Raw genomic sequence first — 18,398 nt, forward strand, 5'->3', positions numbered from 1 at the left:
CATCTGATGTAATTATACAGACTGGAAATAACGCCAGTCTTCTTGTTGTACACAAAAATAGATTAAAGAAATAATTTTAAAAACCTGCTTAAAAGTACTTGACTTTTGTTAGCAGGTTTATTTGTCAAAAAATCTGATATACTGATTAGAGTTAGGATAGGCTAACCGAATCAAACAAATAACAAGAACATATTTCTTTTATTTGCATACAAATAAAAATAGGAGGAATAAATCAATGGATATAAATGTATTCTATGGAATTCTGATTCCCTTTCTTGGAACTTCTGCAGGAGCTGCCTGCGTATTTTTCATGAAGAAGAATCTGAATGAACAGATCCAAAGGGCACTTACCGGCTTTGCAGCAGGAGTTATGGTTGCGGCTTCCATATGGAGTCTGCTGATCCCGGCAATTGAACAGTCTTCCGGACTGGGAAAGTTTTCATTTGTACCGGCAGCAGTGGGATTTTGGATAGGGGTGCTTTTTTTGCTCTTGCTGGATCACATGATCCCGCATCTTCACCAGAACAGTAACAAGGCAGAAGGTCCGAAGAGCAAACTTCAGAAAACTACCATGCTGGTTCTTGCAGTAACTCTGCATAATATTCCGGAGGGAATGGCAGTAGGAGTCGTATACGCAGGCTATTTAACAGGTCACGCCCAGATTACTATAATGGGAGCTATGGCCCTTTCTATTGGGATCGCTATTCAGAACTTTCCCGAGGGAGCCATTATTTCTATGCCCCTGCGTTCTGAGGGAATGGGAAAAACCAAAGCCTTTGCAGGAGGAGTCCTGTCCGGGATTGTAGAACCTATCGGTGCAGTTCTCACGATCCTGGCCGCCGGCCTCATTGTCCCGGCACTTCCATATCTTTTAAGCTTCGCTGCCGGAGCTATGCTCTATGTAGTAGTGGAAGAACTCATACCCGAAATGTCTGCCGGAGAACATTCCAACATAGGAACCCTTTTCTTTGCCATAGGATTCTCTCTGATGATGATACTGGATGTAGCACTTGGATAAACAGATAATAATGCACTATGGACAGAATATGTAGAGAGTACTATAGTAAGCTGTATAGGATTATAGTGATCATCAAAATAATGCTTTATTTCTGAGAATCGCTATAGACAGAAATTAGAGGTGGCAGATTAATGAAAACAGCAGAAACTCCTGCAGGGATATTTACGATCAACAAAGTGAAAATTCCCTCAGCATACACATGTGTAGCAGAACAAAAAATAGAATATATCAGCGAAAATCATATGCAGATCATTACTATGGATCAGGCAGTATCATTTGGAGATCAGATATTGTCCCCCAGAATCTGTCAAAGCTGTATGAATCCTGAAAAAATTACAATCTATCCACTGGAAATAGAATACTTTGGGGAAAAAATGTTTTTTACGGATCACTATAGTGTAAAAGAATGGAAAAAAGGCGATCCATTACCGGAAATCCATGAATGGTATCCGCATATAAAAAAAGCCAAATGCAATCCATGCAGAAACTGTGGAAGATGTTAAAATTGCACATATGTGCATTGGATGAAAATATGTTGAAAACCAGAATCTGAAATGCTATCATGCAATCGAAATCACAAGTAAATGAGTGTTGGGGTAATACAAGGGAGATTGCATGATGAAAAAGTATGAGATTGGATTATATGAGAAAGCTATGAGAAATACATTATCATGGAGTGAAAAACTAGGATGTGCAAAAGAATGTGGATATGATTATATGGAAATGTGTATAGATGCTACAGATGAAAAAATCAACCGCATCTTCATGAATACAGCAGAAAAAAAAGAAATTATGGAAGCTGTATTTCAGGCGGGACTTCCGATTGGTTCCATGAGTGTAAGTGCCCTGACAAAATATGCGCTGGGCGATCCGGACGAAGAAATCCGAAAGAAAGCAATGCAGATTGCAGAGAAATCCATAGAGCTTGCTGTTGATCTGGGTGTGCGTACAGTTATGATTCCGGGATATGATATTTACTTTGGAGAATCCACTGTAGAAACAAAGAAATACTTTCTGGAAAATGTAAAAAAGATTGCAGAAATCGCAGAACGCGAGGGAATTCTGGTAGGATTTGAAACCATGGAGAACAATTTTATGAACACTACCGGAAAGGCAGTCCAGTATGTAAACATGGTAGATTCCGCATATCTGAAAATCTACCCGGATGCAGGAAATATTACAAACGCAGCAGTAGAGAATCAACACGATGTATGCGAAGATCTCTCCCTGGGTAAAGGAAAGCTGATCGCACTCCATCTGAAAGAAACAAAACCGGGAATCTTCCGCGAAGTTCCTTTCCTCACAGGCCATGTACAGTTTGAAAAAATCATCAACACAGCATGGAGTCTGGGGGTTCGTCGCTACGTAACTGAATTATGGGACGTAGGAAAAGAGAACTGGAAAGAAGATATCTGTTTTGCAAATCAGAGTATGCGTACACTTCTGGACAGAGAAGCATAAATTAAGCAGTTGGAAACATAAACAATTAATAAAAGAGAAAGCGAAGAATGATAGATGTTCTTTTCTTTCTCTTTTTTGTTCACTGTAAATTACAAATGTTCAAACACTGAAAAAATGTAAATTGCACATTTGTGCAGATAGTGAAAATATGTTGAAATATAAAAATGCAGGTGATAATATACTCTCAACAAGAGAAAAACGTTATAATCAAAAGGAGAGAGATTCATGAGTAAGATTAGTGAAATGACAAGACAGAGCTGGATTGAAAGTACTTTTCCGGAATGGGGTACGTGGTTAGTAGAAGATATTGAGAACGAAGTAGTAGCGCCGGGAAATGTAGCAATGTGGTGGTTAGGATGTACAGGTGTATGGTTCAAGACACCGGCAGACACAAACATTACCATTGACCTCTGGTGCGGAAACGGAAAACGTACACACGGTGATGGAAAAATGAAAGTCGGACATCAGATGGCAAACATGTGTGGAGGAAGAGCCATGCAGCCAAACCTGAGAAACGTTCCATTTGTAATTGATCCATTTGCATTTAAGAAAGTAGATGCAGTTCTTGCCACACATTATCATCAGGATCATATGTCACCGGAGTGGGCGGCACATGTGATCAACAGTGGAATGACAACTACAGATGAAAACGGAAAAGAAATTCCGGTGCCATTTATCGGACCAAAGAAATCCGTAGAACTCTGGCAGAAATGGGGTGTTCCGGCAGAACGCTGCATCACAGTAAAACCTGGTGACACCATTAAGATCAAAGACATCGAGATTGTAGCGCTGGATTCCTTTGACAGAACCTGTATCGTAACAACAGATTCCACAGGTCCGGACAGAGAAGAACTTACAGGTGTGTGCCCGACAGACATGGACGACAAAGCAGTTAACTATCTGGTAAAGACACCAGGCGGAAATATTTATCATTCCGGAGATTCACACTTCTCCATCTACTTTGCAAAACACGGAAAAGACTATGATATTGATGTAGCATTCGGTTCATTTGGAGAAAATCCTATCGGTATGCAGGATAAGATGACATCTATCGATATCCTTCGCATGGCAGAAAATCTGAAATGTAAAGTAGTTGTTCCGATCCACTGGGATGTATGGACAAATTTCCAGGCAGACTGCGATGAGATCAAGGTTCTGTATGATTTCAAGAAAGACAGAAATGAATATAAATTCCATCCGTTCTTCTGGCAGGTAGGCGGCAAATATACATACCCGGCAGACAAGGACAAGATTTACTATCACCACAGAAGAGGATTTGAAGACTGCTTCGAAGCACCGCAGAATATTCCGTTCCGTTCCTGCCTGTAAAAACAGAATTGTCTGGAGACGGTCGGTAAGGGTTTATTATGTGAGAGAAAAATAGAAAGTATATGAGGAGAAATTTGGGATGAATGTATTGGTAATTGATGTAGGAACATCAAGTATGCGAGGAATACTTTTTGAACATCAGGGGAAATGTCTGACAGAGAAACAGGAATTCTATCAGGCAACCTATCTGGAAAACAGTTGGGTAGAACAGAATCCGGCAGACTGGGAAAATGCACTATACAGCATTTTGAAACAGTCCGTAGCAGAAGCTGAGAATATGGGAGAGAAGATTGATGCAATTTCCATTACTTCACAGCGTTCTTCTGTAATTCCGGTAGATGAGAATATCCGTCCGCTGAGTAATGCAATCATGTGGCAGGATAAAAGAACAAATCATATCTGCGAATCTATGGAAAACCTGAATGACAAGGTATTTTCTCTATGCGGTTCCAGAGTCAATCCGGTGTTTTCAGGCTCCAAGATGATGTGGATCCGTGAAGAACGTCCGGAAATCTATGCAAAAACATATAAATTCATGGTCATCCCGGATTATCTCATTTATCTGATGACCGGACGTATCTGCACAGATTATACATATGGAAGTCGTTCACTTCTGATGAACATCCGTACTCATGAATGGGATGATGAACTTCTGGAAATTTTTCATGTAGAAAAAGAAAAATTGTGCGAACTGGTAGAGCCGGGAAGTGTCTGCGGACATATTACAAAAGCCTTTGCAGAGATCACGGGATGTCAGGGAGGAATTCCTGTGATTACAGCCGGAGGTGACCAGCAGTGTGGAGCCATCGGACAGGGAGTAGTCAAAAAAGGTGTCATGTCTGTAACAACCGGAACAGGTGGCTATCTTATCACAGCAACAGATCAGGTGCCGGAAAATCTGGAACAGGATGCAATCTGCAACTTCTCATCTGTAAAAGGCCAGTATATTCTGGAATCCAGTGTATTAACCTGCTGTTCTGCATTTGACTGGTTCAGAAGACAGTTCTATCCGGACAGTTCTTTTGATGAGATTAACCGTGAAGTAGAACAGACACCGATCGGTTCACACGGATGTCTCTGTGTTCCATACTTTATGGGAAGATCCACACCGGACTGGAACAATATGGCAAAAGCAGAGTTTGCAAATGTAACTCTCGGAACAACAAAGCAGGATATGCTGAGAAGTCTTCTGGAGGGAATCTGCTATGAAATCCGCAATGGAATCGATATTATGAACAAATATGTAAAAGTCTCTGATATCTACATCAACGGAGGTCTTTCCAACAGCGCTCCATTCAATGACATACAGACCAATGTCTATGGTATGAAGATCATACGCAGGGGAAAAGCAGATGCTACAGCCAGAGGTGCACTTATGATCGCAGCCACAGCAATGGGAATTTTTGAGAATGTAGAAAAAGCATTTGAGTGTATCAGCCGTCAAGACGAAGTGAAAATTTATCTTCCGGATGATAAAAAGATTCTGGAATATGAAAGATACAGGGCACAGATGAACCGTATTTATAAGAGAGCGTGGGGGGAGAAGCAAAAAGATGGCAAGTTTGAATTCCATATTTAATTTTTTAACAAGTAATATCCTGACAAGAGCAGAGCTTTTTGTAGGTTTGATCATTTTACTTGGATATATTCTTCAGCGAAAAAAATGGTATGAATGTGTAGGCGGATTTTTTAAGGGTGTGATCGGCTACCTGATCCTGATGGTAGGTGCCAACGGACTGATCACCACATTCCGTCCGATTCTTGTGGGATTAAATGAAAGATTTCAGTTAAATGCAGTTGTAATTGATCCGTATTTCGGACTGAATGCTGCAAATGAAGCATTAGAGAGCATCGGCTGTTCCGCTGCATGGGCAATGACATCACTTCTCATTGCATTTATATGGAATATTATTTTACTGATTTTCAAAAAGTGGACGAAGCTGAGAACACTTCTTCTTACCGGACATATTATGGTGCAGCAGGCTACTACAGTTACCTGGATCGTATTTCTGTTTATTCCATATTTGAGAAATATTACAGGTGCGATCCTGGTAGGAATGCTGGTAGGTACTTATCAGGCAGTCAGCTCCAATCTTACAGTAGATGCCTGTCTCAACCTTACAGACGGAAAAGACAGATTTGCAATTGGGCATCAGCAGATGGTTGCAGTATGGATCACGGATAAAGTAGCACACATATTCGGAAAAAAAGAAAACTCCATTGAAAACCTTAAATTTCCGGGATTCCTCAAGATGTTTGAGGACAACATTACTGCAACATCTACTTTAATGCTTGTGTTTTTCGGAACCATCATGGCAATCCTCGGTGAAGATTTCATGCGCCAGATTGACAGCGGATTTGCAGAAACAACGGCTTTTCCGGTATATATTCTGATTCAGTCATTATATTTTACCGTATACCTTCAGATTTTAAATATGGGTGTGAAGCTCTTTGTAGGTGAACTGACAGCGTCGTTCAAGGGAATTTCAGATAAACTTCTCCCGGGTGCAGTTCCGGCAGTAGACTGCGCGGTTGCATTCAACTATGCACCGGGAAATGCAGTAACCATCGGATTTCTCTGTGGAATGGTAGGACAGGTGATTGCAATTCTGGGACTCATCGTGTTCCATTCTCCGGTTATCATTATCATGGGATTTACTACCGTATTCTTTGATAACGCTATTATCGCTATTTTTGCAAACAAACGGGGCGGTGTAAAAGCAGCCATGATCATCCCGTTTATCTGTGGCCTGATTCAGGTACTGCTGGGTGCAGTTACTGTATGGCTTGTAGAACTGGTACCATATGGCGGATGGCATGGAACAACTGACTTCTCGACTGTATGGCTTGGAATTTCTGCACTGCTGAAATGTCTCGGACTTCCAGGTGCGATCATCGCTATCATACTGATGCTTCTGGTTCCGCAGATCCAGTATGCAAAATCAGATAAAGAAAATTATTTTTAGATGAATCAGGCAAGAGTATCTGATTCAGAAAGGAAGTAATCACAATGAATAAAAAAGTACTGGCAAATCTGGAAAAATGTTATTCCATAGCTCCATTACATTATAAAAATGCAGACCACATTCTGGTAGCAGCAGAAAAAACTGACAGATGTATTCTGTTTGATATCAATGGAAAGGAAGAAGAGACCGTATGGGAGGGTCCTGGCGGAGTTATGACAATGGTGCAGGTTCCGGGAACAGACGGACAGTTTCTGGCAACCCATAAATTCTATTCTCCTAATGATTCCAAAGAAGCAAAGATTATCATCGCTACACCAAAGGATGGAGAATGGGAAATCCGCACTCTGACAGATCTGCCGTTTGTACACAGATTTGATATCATTGAAAGCGAGGGAAAACATTACCTGATCGCATGCTGTCTCAAATCCGGGCATGAATACAAGGATGACTGGTCAAGCCCTGGAAAAGTATATGTAGCACTTCTTCCGGATGATCTCAGCAGCTTTGATGATAAACATCAACTGAAACTGGAAGTAATTAAAGATAATATGCTGAAAAACCACGGATACTACAGAGTAGTAAGAGATGGAAAAATGTCATCTATCGTCTGTTGTGATGGTGGAGTATTCCGTTTCTATCCGCCCACATCTGCAAACCCGGAATGGACAATAGAAACCCTGTTGGAAACTCCTGCAAGCGATGCCACTCTCATCGACTTTGACGGAGACGGAAAAGATGAATTGCTGGTATTATCTCCATTCCACGGTGACACTGTTCTGATCTACAGAGAAAAAGACGGGAAATATGAACTTGACTATGAATATCCGGAGAAAATCGAATTTCTCCATGCAATCTGGAGCGGGGAAATCCAGGGAAAACCGGTAGTCATGATCGGTCACAGAAAAGGAAACAGAGATCTCCTGAAATTCTGCTGGGAAAACGGACAGTATCACGCAGAACTGATAGATCACGACTGTGGTCCGGCCAATGCTTATGGATTCCATAAGGATGGGAAAGATTATGTGATTTCTACAAACCGTGAAATTAATGAGATTGCTATGTATGAATTTGACTAAAAAGGTTAAAACTGTTCTTTGATTTTTGATGCCAGAGTTAACTTTTTTATTTATGATTTGGACAGCAGAGAGTGAATAATGTAGTTGATTATAGAAAGGAAAACAGATAATGTTAGAAGAACTGAAACAGCGTGTATATGAAGCGAACATGCAGCTTCCGGCACATGGTCTGGTAACATTCACATGGGGAAATGTCAGCGAAATTGACAGAGAAAGTGGATATTTTGCCATCAAACCAAGTGGTGTACCATATGAAAATCTGAAACCAGAGGATATGGTAATCATGGATCTGAATGGCAATAAAATTGAGGGCAAATATAATCCATCCTCCGATACTCCGACTCATATTGAACTTTACAAAGCATTTCCGGAAATCGGAGGTATTGTGCATACTCACTCGTCCTATGCAACAAGCTGGGCGCAGGCAGGAAGAGACATCCCATGCTATGGTACCACTCACGCAGATTATATTTACGGAGAAGTCCCATGTCTCAGATGCCTTACAAAAGAAGAAATTGACCAGTCATATGAGCAAAATACAGGTCTTCTGATTGTAAATGAATTCAGGAAAATGAAAAAAAATGTTCTTGCAGTTCCGGCAGTTTTATGCAAAAACCATGGTCCATTCACCTGGGGAAAAGACGGTATGGAAGCAGTTCACAATGCAGTAGTCCTTGAAGAATGTGCCAAAATGGCAATGCATGCCGAACTTATCAATCCACAGGTAAAACCTGCACCGCAGGAATTACAGGATAAACATTATTATAGAAAACACGGTGCAAATGCATACTACGGACAGAATGTGTGAAATGTAATATAGCACGTGTAATCAGAAAAGTCAGACCATAAAAATGGAAAAGGCAGAAATAGAGGATAGTTTGTGAAAGTCTGCAGAGACTTTACAAACTATCCTTTTTTCGAATATAATGATGTCAGAGTTAAAACCTCTTTTGATACTGATATAATGGAAAGGGATATGGAACAGCAATGGAAGACATGAAAAAATATGAAAATATGACTGTCCAGGAGAAATGGAGCATTCTGGCCACGGTAGCGAATTTATATTACAATTCAGAAATGACACAAAACGAAATTGCAGACAGGATGTATACATCCAGATCCAAAATTTCCAGAATGCTGAAAGAAGCAAGAGAACTCGGTATTGTAGAAATTTCCATTAAAGAACCCTGGGAACGTGACCTGAATCTGGAAAAAGAAATTCAGCAGACTTACGGTGTCAAAACAGTAAGAGCTGTTTCCTCAAGAGATATCAGCAAGGAGCAGATTACCAGCCGCCTGTCAGAAGTTTCCGCATATTATCTGGATTCTGTTGTTAAAGAAAAGATGGTAGTAGGAATTTCATGGGGAAATACTCTTTATCATATAGTGAAATATATTGATGCAAATAATAAGAAAAATATTCCTATTACAGTGGTTCCGATTATGGGTGCCTCAAATGTGAAACGTCCGGAACGGGATGCCATGGATCTGGCAAAAGACCTGGCTTCTGCATACGGTGGAACATATCAGTATATCTATGCCCCCCTTTTTGTGAAAAATAAAGAATTAAAAGAAATCCTTATTCAGGATGATACCATTAAAACAGCTCTGCAGCTTGCACAGAATGCAGATGTAATTCTGACAAGTGTTGGTTCTGTGGAATATAAAACCTGGGAGAATTACCTTGGGGAAAGCACTTTTCATCTTCTGGGAAATAAAGGAGCGATTGGACATATTGGCGGTCATTTCTATGATATCAAAGGGAAAGAAATCAATACTTCCTTAAATGACAGAATGATAGGAATTGGGTATGATGATCTGGAGAGGTGTAAAAATGTAGTCTGTGTTGCTTATGGAGAAGCAAAAGCAGCTGCTGTTGCTGGCGCTTTGCGAGGTGGTTTTATTAATACGCTGATTATTGATTCTGCCTGTGGAGAGAAATTGCTGGAAGAGTATCGTTAAGTTTATACAAAACCTGTATTATAAGTAAGAATGTAGCAAAATAGCTGTCCGATTTATGACCGGGCAGCTGTTTTGGCGTTGAGAGATATTTTAGAAACAGTAGTGGAAAACTGTGAGGTGGTAGAGTCAGTCAAATGGCGGGGTTCTGATCTGTACAGATATAAAATACCGCCAAAGAAACCAAGAATCAGTCCTGTATATCCGCCACTGCAAAGGACAACAGTTATCTTTGTAACGAAGGACATACCGCCGATCATGCAGATCAAAAATCCTGCCAGAAGACCGATTGTTGTCCATCCGATAAGTGAAACAGCCAGAAAAGCTGCGGAAGCATGTGAGGCTTTTACCTGTTGATTAATAGAATTCCATAATGTCTGATACATAATGATTCCTCTTTTCTCTTTCAATTCTTTGATTACTATTATAGAAACAGTTTGTAAAATACACATGCTCGCTAATGAAAAATCTCTGTAAAATTTTCTGTTTCTGTTATACGCAGAGGACAGAGACAGTACAAGAAAAGCGCAGTTTGTTTTCATAATTGTATATATTGCATAAAAATACACATCTATAATTGTAAAATACATATAAATTATTTCTTGATATTTTATAAAAAAAAGAGTAAAACTTTAGATAAATAAAAAAGAGAAATGCATAGAACAGGACAGGTCACAGAAGGAACCGGATTACAGAGAGTCGCAGGCAGGTGAGATGCGGCAGATGGTGTTTTGTGATATCACCCGGGAGCATCCCGCTGAAATCTATAGTAAGCCGGGACGTGGTCTTCACGTTACAGGAGAAGCTGTTTGACTCAGACAGTGTTAAGAGATTGTATCTGGTGACAGGTATAATAATACAAAGTGGTACCACGGAATATTCCGCCTTTGCTATTCAATTGGAAATTGGATAGCAGGGGCGTTTTTTTATATATATAATATAAAAGAAAGAAGAGGGAAGATATTATGAGTGGAATAGTAATGATGATAATAGCCATTGTAGTGCTTGGTGGAGCATATCTTCTGTATGGCCGTTATCTCCAGAACAAATGGGGCATTGACCCAAAAGCAAAAACACCGGCATATGAGATGGAGGATGGAGTGGATTATGTACCGGCTGATACCAATGTGGTATTTGGTCATCAGTTTGCATCCATAGCAGGTGCAGGTCCTATCAACGGACCGATCCAGGCAGCAATTTTTGGCTGGCTTCCGGTTATGCTCTGGATCCTGGTCGGCGGTGTGTTTTTCGGAGCAGTTCAGGATTTTGCATCCATGTATGCTTCTGTAAAGAACAAAGGCCGTACAATCGGATATATCATTGAAGCCTATATCGGAAAACTGGGAAAGAAATTATTTCTTTTATTCTGCTGGCTGTTCTGTATTCTGGTTGTTGCAGCATTTGCAGATGTTGTGGCAGGAACCTTTAACGGATTTGTGACAGATAATGCAGGAACCGTTACCAAAGTAGCAGCAAACGGAGCAGTTGCAACGACTTCCATGTTATTTATCATTGAGGCAGTGGGACTGGGATTTTTCCTTAAATATTCGAAGTTTAACAAATGGATCAATACTGCAGTAGCTATTTTATTATTAGTGCTTGCAATCGCGCTGGGACTTAAATTCCCGGTATATGTAAGTCTTGGAACCTGGCATATTATTATCTTTGCATATATTCTGGTAGCCAGTGTTGCCCCTGTATGGGCATTACTCCAGCCCCGTGATTATCTGAACAGTTATCTGCTGATCTTTATGATCGTTGGCGCGGTTATCGGTGTATTTGCAGCCAATCCATCCTGTAATCTTAAGGCATTTACAAGCTTCAATGTGGATGGACAGTATATGTTCCCTATTCTTTTTGTGACAATTGCCTGCGGTGCAGTTTCAGGCTTCCATTCACTGGTATCCTCCGGTACTGCATCAAAACAGATCAAAAATGAAAAGAACATGCTTCCGGTTTCCTTTGGTGCAATGCTTATGGAAAGTATGCTGGCAATTATTGCACTGATCGCTGTTGCATCCTTTGCAGATGGTGAGGCAGCAGCACAGGGACTTACTACTCAGCCGCAGATATTTGCAGGTGCTATTGCAAACTTCCTTTCTGTAATCGGTTTGCCACATTCACTTGTATTTACACTGATCAATCTGGCTGTATCAGCCTTTGCACTGACCTCTCTTGATTCAGTAGCCAGAGTGGGACGTCTGTCATTCCAGGAATTTTTCCTTGATTCTGATACAGACGAGGAAAATATGAGCCCGTTCTTAAAAGTAGTAACCAATAAATATTTTGCAACAATCATTACACTGGTACTTGCCTATCTGCTTACAAAGGTTGGATATGCAGAAATCTGGCCACTGTTTGGTTCTGCCAATCAGCTGTTATCTGTACTTGCCCTTGTAGCCTGCGCAGTATTTTTAAAGAAAACAAAACGCCAGGGCTGCATGCTCTGGATTCCTATGGTATTTATGATGGCAGTTACCTTTACTGCACTGGGTATGACCATCAGTAAGCTTACAAAAGCATTATTTACCACAGGCCTGGATCTTGGAAATACCTTACAGCTTATCTTTGCAGTGTTACTGCTGATCCTTGGTGTATTGGTAGCAATCCAGGGAGTGAAGAAGCTTTTTGAAAAAAATGATGAAAAACAGACTGCATAATATATGAAATAAAACTGTTGATATTTTTACATCAAAATAAAAACCTGAAAAAAGACACTGGAATGCTGATAGAAGTGAATATCCTAAAATAATAGTTGCGCCTTTAGAAAATTGCTTTGCCATGAAGTAGCTCCTGCAATTCTCATAGAATACATATATAATATAAGTAAGTGTACAATGAAAAGGAATTATTTATGCCAGACCAGAAAATAGATAACCTTTTAAATCTTGCAATGGATGCAACCCCACAGGAGCGTAGAAAGTCAGGAAATCTTAACATAGGATATGATCCTGCAACCAGGCTATGGGATGTGATCATAAAGTACAGCGGACCGGAAAGTGGTCTGGCTGGAAATGGAATTCAGGTAGTGCCATTGTTAGGCGGTTATGCAGTGGTAACTTTGCCGGAAAGTGAGATTGATGAGTATTCCCACAGAGTGCAGGTGGAATTTATGGAGAAACCCAAACGCCTGTATTTTGAATTGTTTCAGGCGAAGGGAGCGAGCTGCATCCGCACAGTGCAGACCGGCAGGAATGGACTGACGGGAAAAGGAATCCTGACAGGAGTTGTGGATTCAGGAGTGGATTATTTTCACCCTGATTTCCGAAATGCAGATGGGAGCAGCAGAATTTTACGTTTATGGGATCAGAGCATACAGGGAAATCCACCTCAGGGGTATGTGACAGGAACTGAATATACGAAAGAGCAGATCGATGAGGCGCTTGCACTTGGAGAAAACCAGGGCAGGCGTCTTGTTCCATCTTCAGATTACAGTGGACATGGAACTTCCGTGCTGGGAATTGCAGCAGGAAATGGGAGGGCATCAGATGGGGTGAATCAGGGAGTTGCCTATGAAAGTGATCTGCTGGTTGTGAAAATGGGAATTCCCAGAGAGAACTCCTTTCCCAGGACTACGGAGCTGATACAGGGGATTGATTATCTGGTGCGGCAGGCACTGACTATGGGACGGCCAATGGCAATTAATCTCAGTTTTGGAAATAATTATGGATCCCATGAACCTTATAATTAAGGGAAAACATAAGAAAACACTGATATTTCCTGTGTTTTCAGGAGATTCAGTGTTTAATCGGATTCATGATTGGTTGTCATTCTGGTCTTATAATACTCGGTCAGGATCATATTGATCTGCTGGGAACGTGTACGAAAGTTCTCTTTTGTATCCTTATCAATCTCAGCGACCAAGGGGTGTATTCCTCCTATCTGCTGACGGGCAAATTAACAGCATATTTGAATGAAGTAGATTAGCGGGAAAATGAAAGAATGGAAGGGCAGACAATTACAGAAGAACTGAAAGTCCGTGATCAGATGGCATGGGTGCTGTAGTCAATAATATTCGGAATGCTACGGAAGAAATTGTGTTAAAAGAAATAAGTTATTGTATCAATAATTAGATGATGGAATTAATAATGGGAAAATATTGCATAAAAAATATGAAAAAATATTGCATAAAAAATAATTTGTGATATTATAATACTATAAAGCACTCATAATTGGAGGAATGAATAATGATTATAGAATTAAGAGCAAAAAACTGTTTTTCGTTTGAAGACCAGATTGTATTTTCAATGAAAGCGGATATGAGGAATAAGAAATTTGGATCTAATGTGTATAGAGAAAACAATTTCAATATTTTAAAGACTGCCGGGATTTATGGACCTAATAATGCAGGAAAAACATGTCTTGTTAAGTGTTTTAATGCAATTAAAAAAATCTTGTTGAATAAAAAAACGAATTTAATGCCTAATTTATTTAGTAAAAATTCGGTTTGCGAATTAGGGATTACATTTTTAGCAGAAGGAAGAGAGTTCTCTTATGATTTGCATTACGATGCCCAGAAGGAAGAATTTTTGTATGAAAAATTTTCAGAAATCCAGAAAGATCAGTATGGGAATGAAAAAGAAATTCTTTGGTTAGAAAAAGATATAGTAAATCAAAGATATTCTTGTATCGATCAGGATGTTTTATTAATGATACCACTGATGTCATCGAATAATCTTCTTTGCTATGTAATTGATGCGAGTAAATTTGAACATTTAGAAAAAATGAAAAAAATAATTGTTGAATTTGCTCAGAAAATAGACATTCTCAATATGAACAATATTCCAATGAAAAAAACAATTGAGTTAATGAAAAATAAAGGTGACTTACAAAAAAAAGTTGTAGAATTTATAAAAAATGCCGATTTATATATGGATAATTTCGAATATGTTGATATGGATCAGATAAAGGTAGATGATCGAACAGAAAACGAAAAACCAGATGAAGAAGTTTTGAATATGAAAGAAAAATTAATGGAACAGATTCGATTGGTTTCAACATATAAAGGTGTTAAAGTTCCTAGTCTTATATTTGATTCTACCGGAACAAAGAAAATTGCAGCGTTAGCAAGTTATATTATTGAAGGGTTAGAAAAGGGAAGAATTCTTATAGTGGATGAATTGGATAGCAGTATTCATTTCAAAATTACAAGAGCAATTGTAGCAATGTTTAATAATGAATTAAATACTAATGCTCAGATGGTATTTACAGTTCATGATATAAATCTTATGGATTGTAAAAGAATGTTCCGAAAGGAACAAATTTGGTTTGTGCATAAAGATCAGGATGGAGTGTATGTGTATTCTTTAGCAGATTTTACTGCACAGCAAGGCGTGAGAGATACTACAGATATAATGGAAAAATATCGAAAAGGAGCTTTGGGAGCATTACCTGATCCGGAACTGATTAATTCGTTATTAGATATTAAAGGAAACAAGAAAGGAGAGGTTGTGGATGAAGAGTAGATTACCAGCTTTCCTTTCAAAAGATAAAATATGTATTATTTGCGAAGGGGATGAAGAGTATGACTATCTTAACAAATTGAAAGAACTTAGCGTATGGAGTGAGCAATATGAGGTATTCCTTGATAATGCTGATGGTAATGGTAATATTCCTGCAAGATACCAAGATCGTTATCAAAATGGCTCATTTGAAGTGGTATTAGTGTTTTGTGATACTGAGAAAAAACCATATGAACAATATGAAGACATTAAAAGAAAAATTAATGTATTTCATGGTATTGATAATGCAGCAAAGGAAGTGCTTATATACGGTAATCCCTGTACAATGCAAATTATTTTGGAACATTGGACCGATGTGAGACTAAAATCTCCAGCAAAAAAAGTTAATGCATCGATAATTAAAGAATTTACAGGGGTAGAGAATTATAAAGGACGAGCAGATCAAAGAAAAGAGGTAATGAAGCATATAACTGCGGAAAATTATCAAGATATGTATAGACGAATATGTGAGATGCAAAATGATGATACAGTTATTGGAAGTAGCAATTTTGACAAATTAGTAAAATACTTGTCGTCAGAGGATGATCGCTGGATAAATGAAATTAATAAAAAATTGGAGGAGTAATTAGGATGAAATTGAAAAAACAATTTAAAGATTTTTATGATGAAATTTGTATTCATGGAGAAAGTGAAGATCTGAAAGAAAAAAGAGATACTTTACAAAAAGATATTGAAGATAAATTTCCAAGTGAGATGAAAGACCACGGTATCGAATTGAAAAAAAGTGACATTGAGATTTTTGACCAGGGAAGTTATAAATATAGTACAACAATTAAATCTTCAGTTATTGATAGAGATGTTGCTGTTATGATTTCTTTAGATATTAAAGAATATCCAGATCCAAGAAGGATAAAAGGATATCTTAGAGATGCGGTGAATCATGTTGCCACAAGAACAGTAAAAATAAAAGAACCGTGTGTAAATGTTTCATATTATGAAAAGGGCGTAGAACGGATGCATATAGATTTGCCCTTATATGCAAAAACCGATGATAAAGTGTATTTAGCAAGAGGAAAAGAGTTTGCTGAAAAATATTTATGGGAAATAGCAGACCCCAAAGGATTAAACGATGACTTATGTGGGAAAATTAATAAAAATGAACAGTTGCGACGAGTAATTCGGTATATTAAAAAGTGGAGAAATGATAAATATGAAAATTCCACATTAGATCATGAAGTTCCACCAAGTATTGGACTTACATATTTAGCTTGTGATTGTTTTGTTTCTTCTGCTACATCAGAAGGGGAGGACGACCTAATGGCATTGCAGCAAACAATGTCAAATATGAAAAGTATGTTTACATTAACATATGAAGATGAAAAACTTGTGAAAGCAGATATTTCAAGATATCTTCCAGTAGAACCATTTACAGATGTTTTTCAGAAGATGAAAGATGCCAGCGATAGTTATGGAGTAACGTTTTATAATCGGCTTTCAACAGCGGTACAGAATTTAACAGATGCTGTTAATGTTGAATCTGAGCATGATGCAGGAAATTATGTGAAAAAAGTGCTGGGGGAAGAATTTAAAGTTCCGGCAAAACAAACAAGTTCTCCAATACCCCAAAATAAAAAGGAGCACAGCTTTGGATAAAAAGAAAGTAGTTTTTCAGATATTAGATTCGTATGAAGAAATTACGATTACAGATCAACAGGATAACATTGTGTTTTTTGAAATAGGAGGGAAAGAATATGGCTGCTGGTATCCAGAAATAGATCAGGATACTAGCAGTCCGTTCATTTTTGTAAAAAATGATACCGAATATGATTATCCTCATATTTTGCCAACAAGTATTCCGATGGATAAAAATTTTGCGAACAAATATAGGTATGTATGCTTGGATGAGAATGACAGTACAATTCCTTTTTTGCAAAGTTTTGAGGAGAAGATAACAGATATCATTGAAAAGCTGATACATTTATTATCATTATCTGATATTGAAAAAGAAGAAGAATTTCAAAAGGAATTTTTGTTTTATTGGAATCAAACAGCTGAAGACACAGGAATCTGCAGGCTATATATTGGAAAAGAAAGAGAATTTCAAAAATTAAATGCTTATAAAAGTAATGATGGAGCAGTTCGGTTTGTTGCAAATGGAATATGCTTAAATGATGCAAATAAGAAAGTTAATGGAAGCAAAAAATGGAGACATTTACCAGAACTTCCAGTATTTTATATTCCAATTACAGATAAACGTAGAGTATTGCCGCCAACCAGAGATAAAAAGTGGACTGCAGAAAATATTGTAATGCTTATTTATGGAAAACAGTTTAATCGTATTTCGCATGAAAGTTACGTGAAGCTAGGACTGGAAAAAATAAAAACTAAGCATATAGGACTTGTGTTTGAGATAGAGATTAATGGAAATTATATTGATTTTGCAGCAATTATAGAATTTAGAAGTACAGAGAATGATACATTGTTAAACAAGCTAAAGCAAGAAATTGTTGAGGTAGTACCGATAGTAAGTAAGAGAACGGATTATTATCATCTTTGTAAACAAATAGGAAATGAAATTACATTATTGAATAAAAAAGTTTTATTGATAGGTGCAGGCTCTTTAGGAAGCTATATTGCAAAAGAGCTTGTGAAAACTGGAGTGAGAAAGCTTACGGTATACGATAAAGAACTGTTGGAAGAAGAAAATCTGTTAAGGCATACAATAAGTGATTTGTGGGTGGATTATTCAAAAGTGTTTGGCTTGAAATGTGAATTAGAGCGTATTCATCCAGAGATTCATATTAATGCGGTTGAAAAGAATATAGATAAGAATTTACTTGTTGCAGAGATGAAAAAAGCAGATTTAATTCTTTTTGCAGTCGGCTCAAGTACTGTTCAGTGGGAAATGAATAAGATACTGAAAGAACAAAAGTGTAATGCAAAGGTCATATATACATGGCTAGAAGCTGGTGGTGAAAACAGTCATATTTTATCAATAGACTACAATAAACAAGCCTGCAAATAAAAAGTCAAGCTTATTTTGATGAACATTGAAAATTTTATACAGGTTGAAAAATAGGTATCTCAATAAGACCGCCACAGTATGCCGGTCTGAGAAAAAAAGTAT

At 38.3% G+C, this 18,398-nt stretch carries 16 protein-coding genes and 1 other annotated feature; of the genes, 15 read left to right on the forward strand and 1 reads right to left on the reverse strand.

The features are described 5' to 3' along the window. Positions 1 to 235 precede the first annotated feature (235 nt). The 9 genes from KQI87_RS12575 to KQI87_RS12615 all read left to right on the forward strand — a co-directional run bounded on the left by KQI87_RS12575 (position 236) and on the right by KQI87_RS12615 (position 9,812). Positions 236 to 1,018, forward strand: coding sequence for a ZIP family metal transporter (locus tag KQI87_RS12575; protein WP_216460449.1), 783 nt, complete (start codon positions 236 to 238; stop codon positions 1,016 to 1,018). A gap of 131 nt (positions 1,019 to 1,149) precedes the next feature. Beyond that, complete coding sequence (locus KQI87_RS12580) at positions 1,150 to 1,521, forward strand: hypothetical protein (protein WP_216460451.1); 372 nt, start codon at positions 1,150 to 1,152, stop codon at positions 1,519 to 1,521. 112 nt (positions 1,522 to 1,633) lie between these two features. Further along, the gene (locus KQI87_RS12585; RefSeq protein ID WP_330655824.1) at positions 1,634 to 2,479 is read left to right on the forward strand and encodes an L-ribulose-5-phosphate 3-epimerase; all 846 of its coding nucleotides are present in this window, start codon (positions 1,634 to 1,636) and stop codon (positions 2,477 to 2,479) included. A 225-nt stretch (positions 2,480 to 2,704) separates the two neighbouring features. Beyond that, the gene (gene ulaG, locus KQI87_RS12590) at positions 2,705 to 3,808 is read left to right on the forward strand and encodes an L-ascorbate 6-phosphate lactonase (RefSeq protein ID WP_119241413.1); all 1,104 of its coding nucleotides are present in this window, start codon (positions 2,705 to 2,707) and stop codon (positions 3,806 to 3,808) included. Between the two features lie 79 nt (positions 3,809 to 3,887). After that, on the forward strand, positions 3,888 to 5,387 hold the full coding sequence (locus KQI87_RS12595; RefSeq protein WP_216460452.1) for an FGGY-family carbohydrate kinase: 1,500 nt from the start codon (positions 3,888 to 3,890) through the stop codon (positions 5,385 to 5,387). Further along, positions 5,362 to 6,774, forward strand: a complete 1,413-nt coding sequence (locus KQI87_RS12600) for a PTS ascorbate transporter subunit IIC (RefSeq protein WP_216460453.1) — start codon at positions 5,362 to 5,364, stop codon at positions 6,772 to 6,774. The genes KQI87_RS12595 and KQI87_RS12600 overlap by 26 nt, the downstream gene beginning before the upstream one ends. 38 nt (positions 6,775 to 6,812) lie before the next feature. Beyond that, a complete protein-coding gene (locus KQI87_RS12605; protein WP_216460464.1) occupies positions 6,813 to 7,850 on the forward strand; it encodes a hypothetical protein in 1,038 nt (345 codons plus the stop codon). 109 nt (positions 7,851 to 7,959) lie between these two features. Further along, positions 7,960 to 8,658, forward strand: coding sequence for an L-ribulose-5-phosphate 4-epimerase (locus KQI87_RS12610; RefSeq protein WP_216460454.1), 699 nt, complete (start codon positions 7,960 to 7,962; stop codon positions 8,656 to 8,658). Between the two features lie 179 nt (positions 8,659 to 8,837). Then, complete coding sequence (locus tag KQI87_RS12615) at positions 8,838 to 9,812, forward strand: sugar-binding transcriptional regulator (RefSeq protein ID WP_253292511.1); 975 nt, start codon at positions 8,838 to 8,840, stop codon at positions 9,810 to 9,812. Between the two features lie 53 nt (positions 9,813 to 9,865). On the opposite strand, the gene KQI87_RS12620 is transcribed toward KQI87_RS12615, so the two are convergent. Beyond that, entirely contained in the window at positions 9,866 to 10,195 is a 330-nt protein-coding gene (locus KQI87_RS12620; RefSeq protein WP_216460455.1) for a hypothetical protein, read from the reverse strand. 263 nt (positions 10,196 to 10,458) lie between these two features. After that, positions 10,459 to 10,701: a binding site (T-box leader), on the forward strand. A gap of 73 nt (positions 10,702 to 10,774) precedes the next feature. On the opposite strand from KQI87_RS12620, the gene KQI87_RS12625 reads away from it, so the two are divergent. The 6 genes from KQI87_RS12625 (at position 10,775) to KQI87_RS12650 (ending at position 18,296) form a co-directional block, all read left to right on the forward strand. After that, positions 10,775 to 12,469 carry a carbon starvation CstA family protein gene (locus tag KQI87_RS12625; protein WP_216460457.1) on the forward strand — a complete coding sequence of 565 codons (1,695 nt, stop codon included), beginning with the start codon at positions 10,775 to 10,777 and terminating at the stop codon, positions 12,467 to 12,469. A gap of 194 nt (positions 12,470 to 12,663) precedes the next feature. Further along, positions 12,664 to 13,500: a S8 family serine peptidase gene (locus KQI87_RS12630; protein ID WP_216460458.1), complete on the forward strand. Its 837-nt coding sequence runs from the start codon at positions 12,664 to 12,666 to the stop codon at positions 13,498 to 13,500. A gap of 496 nt (positions 13,501 to 13,996) precedes the next feature. Further along, positions 13,997 to 15,274 carry an AAA family ATPase gene (locus KQI87_RS12635; protein WP_216460459.1) on the forward strand — a complete coding sequence of 426 codons (1,278 nt, stop codon included), beginning with the start codon at positions 13,997 to 13,999 and terminating at the stop codon, positions 15,272 to 15,274. Next, positions 15,264 to 15,896 (forward strand): hypothetical protein, encoded by a 633-nt coding sequence (locus KQI87_RS12640; RefSeq protein WP_216460460.1) that lies wholly within the window; start codon positions 15,264 to 15,266, stop codon positions 15,894 to 15,896. The genes KQI87_RS12635 and KQI87_RS12640 overlap by 11 nt, the downstream gene beginning before the upstream one ends. Positions 15,897 to 15,901: 5 nt before the next feature. After that, complete coding sequence (locus KQI87_RS12645) at positions 15,902 to 16,924, forward strand: cyclic GMP-AMP synthase DncV-like nucleotidyltransferase (RefSeq protein ID WP_216460461.1); 1,023 nt, start codon at positions 15,902 to 15,904, stop codon at positions 16,922 to 16,924. Further along, positions 16,917 to 18,296 carry a ThiF family adenylyltransferase gene (locus tag KQI87_RS12650; RefSeq protein WP_216460462.1) on the forward strand — a complete coding sequence of 460 codons (1,380 nt, stop codon included), beginning with the start codon at positions 16,917 to 16,919 and terminating at the stop codon, positions 18,294 to 18,296. The genes KQI87_RS12645 and KQI87_RS12650 overlap by 8 nt, the downstream gene beginning before the upstream one ends. The last annotated feature ends 102 nt before the right edge of the window (positions 18,297 to 18,398 follow it).

The organism is Blautia sp. MSJ-9 (genome assembly GCF_018919065.1).
Classification (GTDB): Bacteria; Bacillota; Clostridia; order Lachnospirales; family Lachnospiraceae; genus Blautia_A.